14 protein-coding genes and 2 tRNA genes are annotated in these 14,815 nt (G+C 42.1%); 3 read left to right on the forward strand and 13 right to left on the reverse strand.

Annotated elements, in window-relative coordinates; all coding sequences use genetic code 11:
• Positions 1–1,248 precede the first annotated feature (1,248 nt).
• The 9 genes from KGF70_RS14890 to KGF70_RS14930 form a co-directional block, all read right to left on the reverse strand.
• Positions 1,249–1,575, reverse strand: coding sequence for a hypothetical protein (locus KGF70_RS14890; protein WP_216768476.1), 327 nt, complete (start codon positions 1,573–1,575; stop codon positions 1,249–1,251).
• Positions 1,576–2,903: 1,328 nt separating this feature from the next.
• Positions 2,904–3,101, reverse strand: a complete 198-nt coding sequence (locus KGF70_RS14895; RefSeq protein WP_216768477.1) for a hypothetical protein — start codon at positions 3,099–3,101, stop codon at positions 2,904–2,906.
• A gap of 1 nt (position 3,102) precedes the next feature.
• Positions 3,103–3,477 carry a DNA replication protein gene (locus KGF70_RS14900; protein ID WP_216768478.1) on the reverse strand — a complete coding sequence of 125 codons (375 nt, stop codon included), beginning with the start codon at positions 3,475–3,477 and terminating at the stop codon, positions 3,103–3,105.
• A gap of 285 nt (positions 3,478–3,762) precedes the next feature.
• Entirely contained in the window at positions 3,763–5,178 is a 1,416-nt protein-coding gene (locus tag KGF70_RS14905; RefSeq protein ID WP_216786481.1) for a virulence-associated E family protein, read from the reverse strand.
• Positions 5,179–5,189: 11 nt separating this feature from the next.
• Positions 5,190–5,969, reverse strand: a complete 780-nt coding sequence (locus tag KGF70_RS14910) for a bifunctional DNA primase/polymerase (protein WP_216768480.1) — start codon at positions 5,967–5,969, stop codon at positions 5,190–5,192.
• A gap of 12 nt (positions 5,970–5,981) precedes the next feature.
• Positions 5,982–6,203 (reverse strand): hypothetical protein, encoded by a 222-nt coding sequence (locus tag KGF70_RS14915; protein ID WP_216768481.1) that lies wholly within the window; start codon positions 6,201–6,203, stop codon positions 5,982–5,984.
• On the reverse strand, positions 6,196–6,618 hold the full coding sequence (locus KGF70_RS14920) for a hypothetical protein (protein ID WP_216768482.1): 423 nt from the start codon (positions 6,616–6,618) through the stop codon (positions 6,196–6,198). Before KGF70_RS14920 ends, KGF70_RS14915 begins: the two co-directional genes overlap by 8 nt.
• A 312-nt stretch (positions 6,619–6,930) precedes the next feature.
• The gene (locus KGF70_RS14925; protein WP_181185340.1) at positions 6,931–7,224 is read right to left on the reverse strand and encodes a hypothetical protein; all 294 of its coding nucleotides are present in this window, start codon (positions 7,222–7,224) and stop codon (positions 6,931–6,933) included.
• A 52-nt stretch (positions 7,225–7,276) separates the two neighbouring features.
• Positions 7,277–7,963, reverse strand: coding sequence for a Rha family transcriptional regulator (locus tag KGF70_RS14930; RefSeq protein ID WP_216768483.1), 687 nt, complete (start codon positions 7,961–7,963; stop codon positions 7,277–7,279).
• A 360-nt stretch (positions 7,964–8,323) separates the two neighbouring features.
• Between KGF70_RS14930 and KGF70_RS14935 the strand changes: the two genes are divergently transcribed.
• The 3 genes from KGF70_RS14935 (at position 8,324) to KGF70_RS14945 (ending at position 10,966) form a co-directional block, all read left to right on the forward strand.
• On the forward strand, positions 8,324–8,788 hold the full coding sequence (locus tag KGF70_RS14935) for a helix-turn-helix domain-containing protein (RefSeq protein ID WP_216768484.1): 465 nt from the start codon (positions 8,324–8,326) through the stop codon (positions 8,786–8,788).
• 129 nt (positions 8,789–8,917) lie between these two features.
• Positions 8,918–9,772, forward strand: a complete 855-nt coding sequence (locus KGF70_RS14940) for a KilA-N domain-containing protein (RefSeq protein WP_216768485.1) — start codon at positions 8,918–8,920, stop codon at positions 9,770–9,772.
• Between the two features lie 48 nt (positions 9,773–9,820).
• Positions 9,821–10,966 carry a site-specific integrase gene (locus KGF70_RS14945; protein ID WP_216786482.1) on the forward strand — a complete coding sequence of 382 codons (1,146 nt, stop codon included), beginning with the start codon at positions 9,821–9,823 and terminating at the stop codon, positions 10,964–10,966.
• Between the two features lie 153 nt (positions 10,967–11,119).
• On the opposite strand, the gene KGF70_RS14950 is transcribed toward KGF70_RS14945, so the two are convergent.
• The 4 genes from KGF70_RS14950 to KGF70_RS14965 all read right to left on the reverse strand — a co-directional run bounded on the left by KGF70_RS14950 (position 11,120) and on the right by KGF70_RS14965 (position 13,724).
• Positions 11,120–11,191, reverse strand: a tRNA-Gln gene (locus KGF70_RS14950).
• Between the two features lie 9 nt (positions 11,192–11,200).
• Positions 11,201–11,283: transfer RNA gene (locus tag KGF70_RS14955), tRNA-Tyr, on the reverse strand.
• Between the two features lie 73 nt (positions 11,284–11,356).
• The gene (locus KGF70_RS14960; protein ID WP_216768488.1) at positions 11,357–12,190 is read right to left on the reverse strand and encodes a metallophosphoesterase; all 834 of its coding nucleotides are present in this window, start codon (positions 12,188–12,190) and stop codon (positions 11,357–11,359) included.
• 61 nt (positions 12,191–12,251) lie between these two features.
• Positions 12,252–13,724, reverse strand: coding sequence for a peptide MFS transporter (locus KGF70_RS14965; protein WP_216768487.1), 1,473 nt, complete (start codon positions 13,722–13,724; stop codon positions 12,252–12,254).
• Positions 13,725–14,815 lie beyond the last annotated feature (1,091 nt).

Raw genomic sequence — 14,815 nt, forward strand, 5'->3', positions numbered from 1 at the left:
TAACTTAATTTTTGTAACTGGCATTCGTGGTTCCTCCTCGTCATGATTTAGTTTGCAAGGCCTGCTTCGCTAGAGACGAATCAGGCTTGAACTAAGCTTACCGCTAACGGTAATTTCGCGCGAGTGGCAATTTGTCCTCCATCAGCCCAGAAAAGTTCCTTAAAGTGCGCCCCACTAATCATGGATAAAAAGGGACCAAACTCTACAAACGCACATAGTAACGCTCGCCAAGCCCGTAAACTGCCATTTACCGGTGACATTTGCTTGGCCTATATCCATTTATACCCGAACTTGGATTTAAACGCCGTCACTATCCCTTTAAGGCGTGAAAAGTGGCGCTGTTCAGGTGCTCCAAGCGAATTATCGTGATGCTGGTTTTGTTGCTCCAGGCGAGGTTTAACTGCCAACTTCAATATTATCTTACCGTATCAGCAAAGAAAGCGATACCAGTTTTGCGTATAAAAATTCATTCTTTTTGAGGATATCTTCGAATGAAGCAATTAAAATGGTGGCTGCTCAGCGGCTAAGCTAATCACACCGAAAGCCATGATCAATCGCCCACATTCTGCTCGAGTTGAAGTCATTCACAGCATTCGGTTGCATCTAATGTCGTCCTTAAATCCTGCTCTAGCACTTAGCACCATCCGATACGGATTCAATCACCAAGGGAGATGATGATATTTGAACTTGGGACCCTACTTCATAAAGATTGTCTCAACTCCACTTGACGAAGAGCCGGAATCCTTTGCATCTCAGCGTAGCCGTTTCGAGCACTTGCAAATTGCAATTTTGGCGACAAAAAAACCGGCAATCAAGGCTTTTACACCTGATTGCCGGCTATCGAATTTCCCTAATTGGGCTAGCTGGGTTCGAACCAGTCTTATATATAAATGCTGATATACCAATGATAACGAGTGTTTTCAGGCTTCAAAAATAGTCCGTGGTGCACTTTTTGGTGCATTTTATCTTCAAAACACATAAATTTACCGATTAATCATGCTGGCGGGCAATACATAAAGTCATCTTAACGGATGGCTTTTTTGTTGCACCATTATTTACAACCGTAACTCCGGTTACACTTGCACCCTAACATTTCCTAACATTTTAGGATCGGTACAACAGGCGTACCCTCTGTACGGTTGTTAATAAAATAACAATGCTATGGCTATGATAACAGGGTTCAATGGCATTGCTATATCAGTGTTTACGATTAATCCAAAACACGCTAAAACTCCAGTTTTCTCTAACTTATTTGTGTTGATTGATTAACTGCAACCATTCACACATAGCCTGCTTACGGATGACATAATATTGCGACTTACTTAGTCCCGATAGTTCATAGGCCACCCGTTGGCTACCATCCGCCACAATGAACTCATTACGCAATAGATTGGCTTGACGTTCATCACGGATGCTATCAATTGCATTAGTAACCCGCTGACAATACAACTCCATTTGTTGCAATCGCCTGGGCTTCTCTGCCCCTTCCCAGTCATTAACTGCCTGCTCAACAATCCCATGGTAAAAACGGTACTGCTTTAAATATTGGCGTGCGCTACGATACCACTGTTCCATGCTTTCGCTCCCTAAAAGACTAAAAAGCGCCAGCATTTACAGCTGACGTTTTCTAGCCCTACTCCTTAAACCCATCATACCACTTGCTAATCATCAAAAAAAGGGACGCTAGCCACCCCGCAAACATCTCTTTTAACGTATGTTGCCATTCCTGGCAACGCTACAATTAATCCCCACAATCGAATTATAACATGGTGTCCGTGCTACTTCACGAACGACTGTCTGCATTATATGCTCGTTCGAGTGCCCCAGCAAGTAACCCAACCAGTAACCCAACGTCATCTAAGCCAGTTGACATACTCATCCGTTTTTACATTCCTACATTTTCCAACATTTTCATTTACTTAAAACGGCTCTAAAACCAGTCATGCCAAGCATTCCAGCTATTAACTAACTGGCAATGTTCAATTTCCAGTATTTTCCAGTAAAAAATCCGACATAATCCGACATCTCATGAGTTTTCATTAGCCTATAGAGGTTGCTATAACAACATTCCAGCTAAATATGCCGTCTAATCGTGTCGGGTTACTTTTCACTTACTATATGGTGTCCGTTTTGTACGAATAATATCAACATTTACCAACATAGGGTTGCACCATATTGTTGAAATATCGGTGTTACGGGGTGCACCCTATGAGTTTGCAAAACAATGTCATGTTTTGTCAAGTTGTAGACGTGCTTAATCAATTGTAGCGATCACTTTTTTTCAACTCTGTACAGGGCAAGTCGAAATTTTCGACCTACAATCAATCCAACGAGCAGTCCACACATTAGCAGAAACAAGCAGTTTACACAGCAAAACAATAATAGGTTTTAATAGGTCGTTCCACATAAGGTTTTATAAGGCAGTTCGGTCTGCACAATACTGCTCATTTTGTAAACTTTTGTAAACCCCTATTCAGCTTTTAGACTAGCAATTGTTAATATTAACCCGTTTTTAATTTCTAACATTTTCTAACATTTTGATTCCATTATTTTCCAATATTTTATATTGCCATCAAAGCCTTTTAACCATTGATATAACAAGCCATTTTCATATAAATAACTAACGGGACAACTTCGCTCAACTAAAAAAAGCATCGTACTTTTTAGCACGATACTCACTTACACTTATTAACTAAACCGTTCAATCTCTTGTAGTGCATGACGGGCGAGTGCGCACTGTTCTTCGCTACTGTCCGGGTCATTGAGAACTTTAAGTGATAATGACTTCATTACATAGCTGTCAATCACCCAGCCCTGCTCGGTGTGACTGAAATGGCTATCGTCATACTCCTTATAACACGGGTACATTGCTTTAAACTTGGTCAGCGTAGCCGGTTCATAATCTAGCTCGCTATCACCATCAATGAAGCCCCGATCAATAGCTGTCTGTGTGGTTCGCCATTCTCATCAATTATCCCGTCCTTAACCATCTTGCTGTATATCTCTGACTTAACAGCGTTAGGCGCATTCTTAACGGCTGGTTCAGCCTTAGCAATGTAATTATAGGCTTCTTCAACTAACTTAGGGTAAAGTACTCGCATACTAGTTCGCCTCCTTATCGTAGCTTACTTGTGTCTCTAAGCGCTTAATGTCTGGTCTTAGGGCTTTCTCCCAGCCGTTCAAGTCAGCTTGCTCTATGGCTCTAATACGGGCGTTCATCGTAGTAACTTGGTTCTTAAACGAAGTGACCCCGATATTCAACTCGGCTTCATCCGTTGCAATAAACATCCCCGTATTATGACCGCTCCGGTTAGCGACAATTGGCACGCCGTGTTGATTAATTAAGATACTAATGGCTTCTCTGACATCCCGTTCTTTAAGCCCGGTTACCTTGCAGATATTCGGTGTTGTCATTGGGTAACCCGCACCACGAGGCAACATGTTTAACACTTTAAATTCAGTCATTGATAACGTCATTTTAATGGCACCTACCTTTTCTGTTTCATCTCAAATGCAATTCTTTAAAGTTTAATATCGTTTTAACGTGGTCATCGTGGTTCATTGGTTCAAACGCCGGTATAGCAACGTTTGTTATTGCTTTGCTGTTGGTTCATACGTGGTCATCGTGGTTCATTTGAACCATGATAGCACCACGTTGAACCACGTATGAACCACGTTAGCAAATCTTTGTATCGCTTGGTATATATAGCTTTACATCACTTTGAACCACTTGAACCACGTTATTTAGTAACAAACTTCTATTTAACACCTAACATACATCCGTAAATAGCGTTCTCCAATGTGTACTCGTTTATATTCCCAGCCCTCTGTATTGTCCATAATCAACTTAATCTTCTTAGCTTCGGCGTTAGTCCGACCACTAAAATATTTGTTAGTCGCATGATCAAAAACAACCGCCATGATCTCACGGGTAGTCGTGCACTGAATTGGTTCTTTATTCGGTGCTAGTTTCGCATGTAACCAGCTTTCTGAATCCGAATCAATTGGATTACCATTCTCAATAGCCGTGAAATATGACTGTTTAACACTAACCGTCAATTCTTCCCAATTAGTCGGTACCATCATTGTCAGATAATCATTCACAGCCTCGCGCATTGGATCAATAACTTGGGCTTCTTGTTGATAGGCTTTGGCCTCATTAAGCGTCTGCTGGTCAAAATAAAGCTTCTCGCCAGCGTCAAACCAAGTCTTAGCTTCGGCAAGGATTTGTAACATATCAGCTTGCTTCGCCTTTAGTGGGTTCTTAGTAACGGGCTGTACTCCACATTTAATTGGATAAAAGCGCCGTTCACCGGTGGCGTCTTTTAAATAGTCTCGATGGTTGGTCGAACCAATAAAGACATTCCGGCGCGGATGTTGTTCTGGCCGGCGTGCATAAGTGTTGCGGTAATAGTCAGACTGGGCACTAGTAAAGTTCTTAATGCTCTCAACATCAGTCTTATTCATGGCTGACAGTTCAGCAAGTTCTATAATCCAGCTCCCCATTAACTTTTGGTAGTCGTCTTTGTCTTTCATGCTCTTCATGTCATCACTGAAGTAATCTGGTGCCAACTGACGCACCAAGGTACTCTTCCCAAGCCCTTGAGTGCCCTCTAAGATTGGGATAATATCAAACTTCACTCCGGGAAGATAAACCCGTGCAATCGCCCCAGCTAACCACTTGCGAGTTACCATCCGTGTATAGTGATTATCCTCGGCACCAAGGTAATCAATGAAAAAGGTTTCCGCCCTTGGCTGGCCGTCCCACTTCACCGTTTCGATCCGTTCTTTCATCGGGTCAAACCCGTGTTCTTGTGACGCTTTAACAATGCTATCCAGCAAGTTATCCTTTGATAGCAAAATGTTATATTGTGCGTCAAAATAAAACCGTAGCAAGGAATCATCCGTATCTCGCCAATCGCCCTTTTTTAATCCCGTTTTATCATTGGAACGTAACTTCACCACTCGATCCGAGAACTCGTTATATGCCAACACACCTTTTAAATTCGGGTCATTTTCAATAAACAGTAAAATATTGTATAGTGAACTCCGCCGAATAGCCCCTTGGGTCGTTAATCGGAGTTGATCTTGCCAATTATCACCCTTTAAAGCTGTGACGTTATTAATCCGCTTGTCATGCTCTTGGATGGCTTGCTTTAAGTTCTTATCCTCTGACACATTGACACCTCCTACGTCCGTTTAATAATAGATTTAAAAATGGTATTAACCTCTTTATCCGGTAGTGGCGGTTGTAATCGCTCGTTAGCATATTGCAGTAGTTCATAGGCCGTCATCCCATTACAGCCAGTTCGTAGTAACTTCCCTAATAACGAAGTCAGGTAGCTGTTACGACTACCCTCGCCAGTACCAGCCACTAAGTCATCAAGCATCCGTCCCGCCCATGTCTTTTGAATCTGTGAGGCGTGCTGCGGTGCCTTGTTCATCCGTTGATTGGGTAACAGATCATCAAGTAACCACTGGGGCGCCGTAGCAATATCGTTAGTTGGCTCAATCGCCCTATAAGCACTACCATTAATCACGCTCGGTGCTACTAATACGAAGTCAGCCAGCACATCAATACCCGGATATAGACCCGTTCGCCGTTTCATATCTAGCTTAACCGGCAACTTAAAGAAGTAATGTAAGCCATCATTCGGAGTCTGCTCAATATAAGTGTCACTCGGTAAGGGTTTGCCTTGCTGATTAAGTTTTCTCAATGTTTCCGTGCCATCAATATCACCATGTCGGTCAATATCCACCACGATTAACTTAGCTTGGTCTAAACGGATGCCAAGGTTCGCCCTTGGGACATGCTCAAACCAACCTTTAATCGTTTCTACATCCGTGGTAGCGTCCTTATAGCCCTGTGTGCCTTTTAACGGCACTTTGCTGTTACTTGCTAAGGGGTATACCGCGACGCCCTCACGGGCAATTTGTAGCGCCCTCATTAGCCTGTCATTTACTTTCATTCGCTCACCACCCTACTTTACTGTCCCGACTAACGGGAGTTCATAGACGGATGCCAGTTGTTTCAATGCACCTTGGTTGTTCACTTTAATGTTATGGATTTGCTGGCTAATTTTAGCTCGCTGACCATCACGCATTACTGTTTGATTGACTAGCTCTTGTAAGTAGTCCAATTGTAATAAAGTTCCTTGTAAGGTCGTCCTAGCATGGTTTAGTCGGGTTTGCGCATTATTCATGATCAGTCGCCCCCTGTGAGTTATCATCGCTGTAATCCGAGTTACCACCATCCAAAATGGAGTTAATGCCGTCATTAATCCCGTTTACAGTGCTATTAATGTCATCAATAACCCCACTTAGACCGCTTGTCTCCTCATCAATATTCATTGCTAGTGTACCCATTTCAGTTAGTACGCACATCACGCTGTAAATAGTCGTTTCTCGATTTTTAAGTGTTTTTCGTAGTCTGTCAGCGTCTAACTCAAAATAATCAGGCACATTACTAATTAAGTGTTTCAACGTTGGTTCAACTAAATCACTAATGGCTAAAATGCTGCTATTTGCTTTATTGACCCGTTCTAGTAAAATACCCGCGTGCTTGCACGCCGCGCTAATATCATTTAACTTTGATAGTTCATAAATTGGGTTACCCATTGTGTTTACTCCTCATTTTGTAGTAAAATGAGTATACAAAAAGCCCATAACAGTAGTGTTTTCAGGCTGTCCGTGTGATACTTTGGCGAGTAACACGGACTTTTTTTGTACACTCATTCATGTTCTAACTCCTTAATCTGCCTAACCGAAATACTTACCCGGATTAGCAATCAATTTAAATGACACGTTGCCAACCGCTGAAATAATCATAAACTTAACTAAACTCATCAATAGTGTTCCAATCATAGTTACCATCCTCACTCGAATTTATTATGTGTTCATCAAACGCAATTGCCCGCCAGCCGGATTTTATTACTTCATTTTTCCATTGTGATTGATATAAAAATCTATGTCGTGCTTATTAAATAGCACTGATCCATTAATGACGTGACCAGTTAATCCTTGCTTCGTCCAGCCTGCAAACGTTCCCTCTGATACATCCGCATACGCCGCCGCTTTCTTCTTGCGTAACCACTGCTGACTAGCACCCACATCACGCTTAGCCTGACTGATTGAATCCGTAGTTAGCTGGTATACGAAGTCTCGTAGTGCCTGCGCCTGTTCATCACTTAATAACACCTTAATCGGTTCTGTAATTATCCTCACCGCCTTTCAATCCTTATCAATCAGGTTCCACTGTCGGTAAAGCCAATTTTGCCTATTTGACGGATGCTTTAGCTGGCAATTGCAACTCAATACGGTAAATCACGCCTTGAATCTGCAAGGCTTGCTTGATTTGCTGGTAGTCAAGCTTCATTTCAAGTAGCGTTCTGATTTGCTGCTTAACCCGCTTGACCGCATCCGCCTCACTAGAACTTAAGTAGTGAGTAATAGCCTCGGTCTTAGGAATATTGCGAGCTTTGCGCAACTCGTTCACATTAACCCCCAGTGCCTGCTTATACACCAACTTGTTGATATTCACATACAAATGGCCGTGTTCACCTAGCGCCGGGCTTTCTCTAATTGCTTCATGCAATGACTTAGAAAAATCCTTACCTAGTTCAAACTTAGCCTGCCGCAAAATTAACTCACGTTTCATAACTGTAAACTGTCTAACAAGTTCCTCCTTGAAATCAGCTACCCGTGGTGTGTTCTTTAAGAATGTGATCAACAAGGTAGCCTGTTGCTCGTTGAGTAAATATACTTTTGCCTTTTGACCACTTAGCATAGGCTTCATTTTAAATGACACCTTGCCATTACCTGCCCGTGCCAATCTCTCATACTGTTGATTGATTGTTACATTAACAGCATGGTGGGTAATTCCCGCATACTCCGCAATCACATCGCCGGTCGTATATGCTTCCGCGTCCAGCCGCTGTGATGTCAGTGTTACTAAGTCATTCATGGCTCGCCCTCCTCTACTTGACCGTCTAACCACTTGTTGACCTGAAAATACGTACGATTATTAACTATAATTGGAGGCTTGGAAACTAATACTTTTCTCAATGTTGGTTCGGATACCCCGATTTCATTGGCCAAACTCATTCTGTTTAACCGATTAAGTGCAGATACCATTATTAATTTTCTCTGCTGTTTGTTGGTAATTATAGATTGCATTCAAACATCTCCTTTACATTTTATGTAAATAACAATATATCAATTTACAAAAAATGTAAAGATGTTATACCAAACATTTAATTATTTTTTGCATTTTATGTAAATCTATTGTTTAATAAATGAAAACAATAGATTTGGAGATGCAGACATGAGTAAAGATAACGACTTTGTTGCTTCGCTTTTTAAGGGGCAATCCGACAAAATTAAACAAGCACGAAAAAACGCAAACTTGACTCAAACTGAACTTGCAGACTTGTATAATCAGTTTCTCGCAGAACACAACACAAAAGTAAAACCAGTCTCTTACGCTACTATTTCTAGGTGGGAAACTGGAGAAACATCTCCGAAATTTGAAACATTGAGGGTTCTATCAGCTGTTCTAAATGTTGATGAGGCCTATCTTGTCGGGGCACAAAAGGAGCCCAAAAGCTCTAGAACCACTTCAATTGAATTAATCGAGGGTTCCACAAATCTGAAAGATCTAAAATACGCACTCGCTGACGTAGTGGCTGATCTATATGACACAATTTCCCTACAATCAGACGAAATAGAATTTCTGCAACATCAGATAGATAGTATCAATCATCCCGAAAAGGACGAAGACTTCGATTGATGATTTCTTTTTACATACCTTGCCCGCCAGCTGGTATGAAAGGAATTCAAAGCTATTTACAAGAAGTTATCCACAGGCTAACAAATAAACCTGGTCGATTTCGACCAGGTTTAGAAAAGGAGTTTTATTATGACAAGAGAACACACTACAATCGACGTTCAAGGGACGTCAATTGATTTATTTAACGATGGCACTAGCAATAACGATTTTATAAGTTTAACTGGTATTGCTAAATATAAGTCCCCTGACGCTCCAGCGGACCTTATTAAAAACTGGCTTAGAAATAGAAATACACTTGAATTCTTAGGAATTTGGGAACAAATGAATAACTCCAGTTTTAATAACAAGGCCTTTGAACAAATACTTTCAGAAACCGGCGCTAATTCATTTATAATGTCTCCCAAAAAATGGATCACTCTTACACAAGCAATTGGTATAACCTCACAGCCTGGTCGTCTTGGTGGTACCTATGCTCATTCGGATATCGCCTTTGAGTTTGCTTCCTGGATTTCTCCCGAATTTCGACTCTATTTAATCAAAGACTACCAACAATTAAAACAAAGCTCCGAGAGTCATTTTAACCTTGATTGGACTCTAAACCGAGCTCTTTCAAAAGCTAATTACCGAATTCACACAGACGCTATCAAGGAAGCTTTAATCCCTCAAAAATTAACTACACAAGAAGCTAAGTTTGCATACGCTAATGAGGCCGATCGACTTAATGTTGCATTATTTGGTGTGACCGCAGGAGAATGGCGCCAACTTAATCCACACATTAAAGGAAATATTCGTGATAACGCCACTATGGAGCAACTGTTAGTACTTACTAATTTAGAGAACTTAAATGCACAAATGATTATAGACAGAGTATCTAACGAGAAACGAACTCAAAAACTTAACTCTGTTGCCCGTAAACAACTTAAAACTTTTCTTCAAAATAAAACTGCTACAGAGAATATTAAACGTATCGAAAATAAAGACTAAGCTTTCCTACATACTTGCCCGCCAGCTGGTATGAAAGGAATAATCAATATGGCTACATTCAAGCAGTATAAAACGAAATCTGGTGCGTTCTGGGAGGCTTTTACATCCGTGGGTAAAGATACCAACGGTAAGGCCAAACGGATGCACAAGCGTGGTTTTAAGACAAAAAAAGAAGCCCAATTATGGACTTCCAATGTTCAGACAGATTTTACTAGAAAAGGTTATGTATCAAACAACGATATTACTTTTAACGAGTTATATGTAAAATGGTTCAGTGAGGACTACCAATCACAAGTTAAAGAATCAACTTGGGCTAAGACAGCGGATATATTCAGACTGCATATATTGCCCGTATTAGGCTCTCAACGGGTAAAGTGTATCACAGTAGCCCAATGTCAATCAATCGTGCATAAATGGCTTGATCAGGGGTTAAAACAGTACCGTCGTTTTAGGACGTATGTCATCAGTGTCTTTGATTTTGGTGTCCGGATGGAATTAACTACCCGTAACCCAATGGATAAAACTAGCATTCCTAAACAAAAGAAACACCGGCAAGCATCTCACATAGATTTTTATGAGAAGTCCGAGCTAGTGCGTTTTCTTGATTGTGCCTATGATTATGACAACCCGCAAGCTTTTATGTTGTTCCGTCTGTTAGCGTTCACTGGGCTACGCCGTGGTGAGGCGCTAGCATTACAGTGGCGAGACATTAGCTTTGAGACCAACGAAATAACGGTTAATAAGACACAATCACTAGGTAAGAACTGGCGAATTGTTGTGCAGACGCCTAAGACAAACAGCAGCTATCGCACTATCACGATTGACCCTAAGACGTTGCAATGGCTTCATAAGTGGCGGATGACCCAAGCTAGGCAATACTTCGAACTAGGATTCAATTCAAAAAGCCCTAAACAGCTTGTTTTTGCTAGCAACGATAATCAACCACTTTCACCGAGTATGCCTGACCATTGGAATCGTAGTATCTGTAAAAGATACGATCTAAGACGCATAAAGATTCATGCTTTTAGACACACTTTTTGTACTTTATCATTCGAAGCCGGTGCCACTATTAACGAAGTATCTAAAACTCTCGGTCATGCTGATTTAAAGATCACACAACAGATCTATTTACACGTTACCAAAAAACAACGAAACGAGGCGGCTTCTAAGCTAGCTCGTTACATGGACATTTAATATAAATCCGTGGTGCATTCTGTGGTGCACTTTTGGTGCAATTGTGGTGCATTTTATTTGTGCCCTATTGTGCCTTATTGTGTGTCATTGGCAACAAAAAAGCCGTCATACAAGGCTCATTGAGTCTCATTGACGACTATTGTGTGTTATCTATTGGGCTAGCTGGGTTCGAACCAGCGCATCACGGGATCAAAACCCGTTGCCTTACCACTTGGCTATAGCCCAAAAATGAAATGGAGGGGAGTGGATTCGAACCACCGAACCCGAAGGAGCGGATTTACAGTCCGCCGCGTTTAGCCAGACTTCGCTACCCCTCCGTGAATCATTCAACTATATTAGAATACATAATTTTGAATAAAAAATCAAGGCTTTTTCAAAACTTTTTTGAATTTATTTCAAATCAATGATTTGGGTATCTTGATACCACTCTGCCATGAAATTAGTTGCCCGCCATTCATTGATTCGTTTGAGGCCATATCCGACCGCCTGATCGTAGTAAGTCGTCTGCCCAAAGGTCCGTGGCTTCGGATGAACGTGTAAGTGCCCAAACAAGACGTGGGCGACACTGAACTGTTCCAATAATTCGCCCAAACGTGGTGTTCCCATCAACGCGTTAGCCATATTCCAAAACCGCTTCCCGGTTGCAAACTGCAAGTAGTCGGCCCGCGGCACAAAGTGAGTCATAAACACCACTTGTTTCTGTTCAGCGGCCGCCAGGACCAATTGCGCTTTGACTTGATTCAGCATTAACGCTGTCCGTTCCCCATCGCTCATTGGTTGTTTAATGGCCCGGTCAATCCAAAACGCATTTTTCCAGTGCAAGAAGTCGGCCGTCGTCGTGTCGGGCTCCTGGGCGGCGTACTGACAATCATACCAGCCGTTATTGCCAATCACGCGCCAGTCCGTCCCGGGAATATCAACGTAGCGGTTATGGAGATAACCCGCGAATTGGCCCGTTTCAAGCTCGTCAAACGAAACACCGTGAACCATGTCATGATTACCCGCAATCCAGTAAACGCGGGTCTGAGTGCCTAATAACGCCTGTAAATCGACAATAAACTGTTCACTGCGCTGAAAATCATTGAACAAGTCGCCAGCAACTAAATACCACTGCACGCCTTGTTGCAATAAATAGGTCGCTTGGGCGCGCATCATCGCGGCCGCATCGATTCGATTCACATCAAAATGATTATCACTACTGAAAGCTAGCCGTACGATGTCAATTCCTCCTCACAAAAAAAAGATATGCTATCAATAAGATAACATACCTTCATTAAAATTGCGTTTAACGAACGCCTTGCATTGACCGTTTGATCATCGGTACCATCGCAAACAGCACGATCCCGAGTAAGACGCTGACGATTCCAATAATTGCGAAGTATGGCACTTCAGTCTTCGTTGAGTAGAAACGAACGATTTGCGCATTCAGTGCACTACCAACAGAGTCAGTCAGGAACCACATACTCATCATCTGTGAGGCGAACGCTTTTGGCGCTAACTTAGTCGTCACAGATAACCCAATTGGTGAAATCAGCATTTCGGCGATTTCAACGACTGCCCAGCTAGCTACTAACCAGAGTGGGCTAACTTTACCGGCAGTTCCGAAGAGTGCACCTGGCATGGCCATGATCAAGTATGAAGCACCCGCGAATACTAACCCAACCGCAAGCTTGGCTGGTGAGCTAGGTTGCTTCTTACCCCACTTCGTCCATAACCAAACGAACGGTGTGGTGTAAATCATGATGAACAATGGGTTCAACATTTGGAAATCAGAGGCAGCTAAGTGCACAAAACCAAGGTCGAGGTTAACACGGTTGGCGGCAAACAATGCCAACACGGCTGATCCTTGTTCTTCAATGGCCCAGAATAACGCTGCGGCAATAAACAATGGAATGTAGGCACGAACCCGTGAACGTTCAGTTGCATCCATCTTTTCAGACGTTAACATCAAGATAAAGTAGACGATTGGGGTCAAAATAACCAGAATACTGATCAAACTGATCACGTTATTGAGTGTCAAGGCATGCATTAACCACATTAAGAGTAAGATTAAAGCAATTCCGATGACACCCAGTGTGGTCCGTGTGGTGATTTTCTTCATATCACCAGGTTCCAATGGATCAGTTGGGTAAAGGCTAGCCGTACTTAAGTTCTTCTTACCATCAAAGTAGTATTGCAACAGACCAAAGAACATCCCGATGGCGGCTAATGAGAACCCTAAGTGGAAGTTCACGTTCAATCCAATTCGACCAACTAATGCTGGTGCAACTAGTGAACCTAAGTTAATCCCGAAGACGAAAATACTAAAACCGGCATCCCGGCGCGTATCTTCAGCGGTGTATAATTGACCAACCATATCTGAAACGTTGGGCTTTAATAACCCGGTCCCAATAACGATCAGTGCGATGGAAACAAATAATGCGCCAACGCCAAATGGGGTTGAGAGCACGATATGCCCCAACATGATGAAGACCCCACCAATAAAGACGGTCTTACGGCTCCCCCAGACCCGGTCACTTAAAAAGCCACCGAGAACACTAGAAACGTAAACTAAGGCCGAATAAATTGACATGATCGATGCGGCAGTGACTTGGTCGAATCCCAAGCCACCCTTAGCGACACTGTAATACATATAGTAGATCAGTAACGCGCGCATCCCGTAATAACTGAACCGTTCCCACATTTCAGTGAAGAACAACGTCCGCAAGCCACGGGGTTGGCCAAAGAACGACCGATCCAGCTTTTCTTCCTTATCCAATATCGATTCCTCCAAACTTCATAACCAGTTTGTATTCGTTTAAAAGTAACAAATTTTGTTTCTTAATTAAACATAATAACTATTATACTAGCCTTAATCATATTCAACAATAGCACTAACCATCTTCTAATCTAATAACCATTAAATGAATTCTCATCCACAATTATTAACGAACCAGAAACCGCGTTATTCCGCTTTAAACTGATTATCATTGCACTGACGGGGGACTATTTATCATTAGCATATACATTGAATTCTAATTTAAAACAAAATAATTAATACTCGCTAAATGTCAAATCACGTGACAATTCATCAAAATTCTTATTAAACAAAACCTCAAACTGTGATTATCAGGCTAATTAGCTGGTCGGATGTCCCCATTTCACTAGACTTATTGAAGCCCCATCACCATCAATCTGTGAGCGTTTTTATCCCAGCCATTATCCCGTAATGTACGCTTAAACATATTTGCACTAGAGAAGTATTTTTAGCGCTGGATGAGAAGACACCGCAATAATCCAGCGCTCATACCATGACTTAAGTGGAGCGTTCCTAAAAGTACGTCTCAGACACGGGCTATTACCAACTACCAATCTCCCGTTAGTTCTCTTCCACCAGCAATAGCCAACATCCTTACTCAAGCGTGACGGCAGTCATTGTTGCCTATTATGAGCTGTTCAAGGCCTCCTGTCGCCGGCAACGTCCGCAAGATTACATTTAGCTCTGAGAATTTAGAACTAGCACATCACGTTTTAGCATGAAACCATCAGTCAGATTGAGTTCCAGGCAGTTTCAGGTGACGATCAGCAGTAACCCTTGACGATGAACAAAGTTATCAGACCAGTTAATGATGGCACATCACATATCGATGTACCGACCAACTTGGTTTAGGCCCAGGTTCTTCATAAAAATGCATCGACTTTACTCCCGAAGCTTACGCAGCAATCACGCTTATCCCTTATGGCTGTCATCTGAATGATGGATTGATCCGTCTCGGTTGCCGAAATTGGCCGGAATGCTGTATGCAGTAAATAACTGACCATGTTGATTTATGTCTTTCAGATTGTTTCCAATACCAAAAGCGTGCTCTA

This window comes from Lactiplantibacillus sp. 7.2.4 (genome assembly GCF_018991185.1).
GTDB lineage: Bacteria > Bacillota > Bacilli > Lactobacillales > Lactobacillaceae > Lactiplantibacillus > Lactiplantibacillus pentosus.

What these genes read in the sequence shown, in the direction of transcription:
- KGF70_RS14890 (WP_216768476.1), bottom strand. Translation starts at nt 1,575, where the DNA reads ATGGAACAGTGGTATCGTAGCGCACGCCAATATTTAAAGCAGTACCGT.
- KGF70_RS14895 (WP_216768477.1), bottom strand. Translation starts at nt 3,101, where the DNA reads ATGCGAGTACTTTACCCTAAGTTAGTTGAAGAAGCCTATAATTACATT.
- KGF70_RS14900 (WP_216768478.1), bottom strand. Translation starts at nt 3,477, where the DNA reads ATGACGTTATCAATGACTGAATTTAAAGTGTTAAACATGTTGCCTCGT.
- KGF70_RS14910 (WP_216768480.1), bottom strand. Translation starts at nt 5,969, where the DNA reads ATGAAAGTAAATGACAGGCTAATGAGGGCGCTACAAATTGCCCGTGAG.
- KGF70_RS14915 (WP_216768481.1), bottom strand. Translation starts at nt 6,203, where the DNA reads ATGAATAATGCGCAAACCCGACTAAACCATGCTAGGACGACCTTACAA.
- KGF70_RS14920 (WP_216768482.1), bottom strand. Translation starts at nt 6,618, where the DNA reads ATGGGTAACCCAATTTATGAACTATCAAAGTTAAATGATATTAGCGCG.
- KGF70_RS14930 (WP_216768483.1), bottom strand. Translation starts at nt 7,963, where the DNA reads ATGAATGACTTAGTAACACTGACATCACAGCGGCTGGACGCGGAAGCA.
- KGF70_RS14935 (WP_216768484.1), top strand. Translation starts at nt 8,324, where the DNA reads ATGAGTAAAGATAACGACTTTGTTGCTTCGCTTTTTAAGGGGCAATCC.
- KGF70_RS14940 (WP_216768485.1), top strand. Translation starts at nt 8,918, where the DNA reads ATGACAAGAGAACACACTACAATCGACGTTCAAGGGACGTCAATTGAT.
- KGF70_RS14945 (WP_216786482.1), top strand. Translation starts at nt 9,821, where the DNA reads ATGGCTACATTCAAGCAGTATAAAACGAAATCTGGTGCGTTCTGGGAG.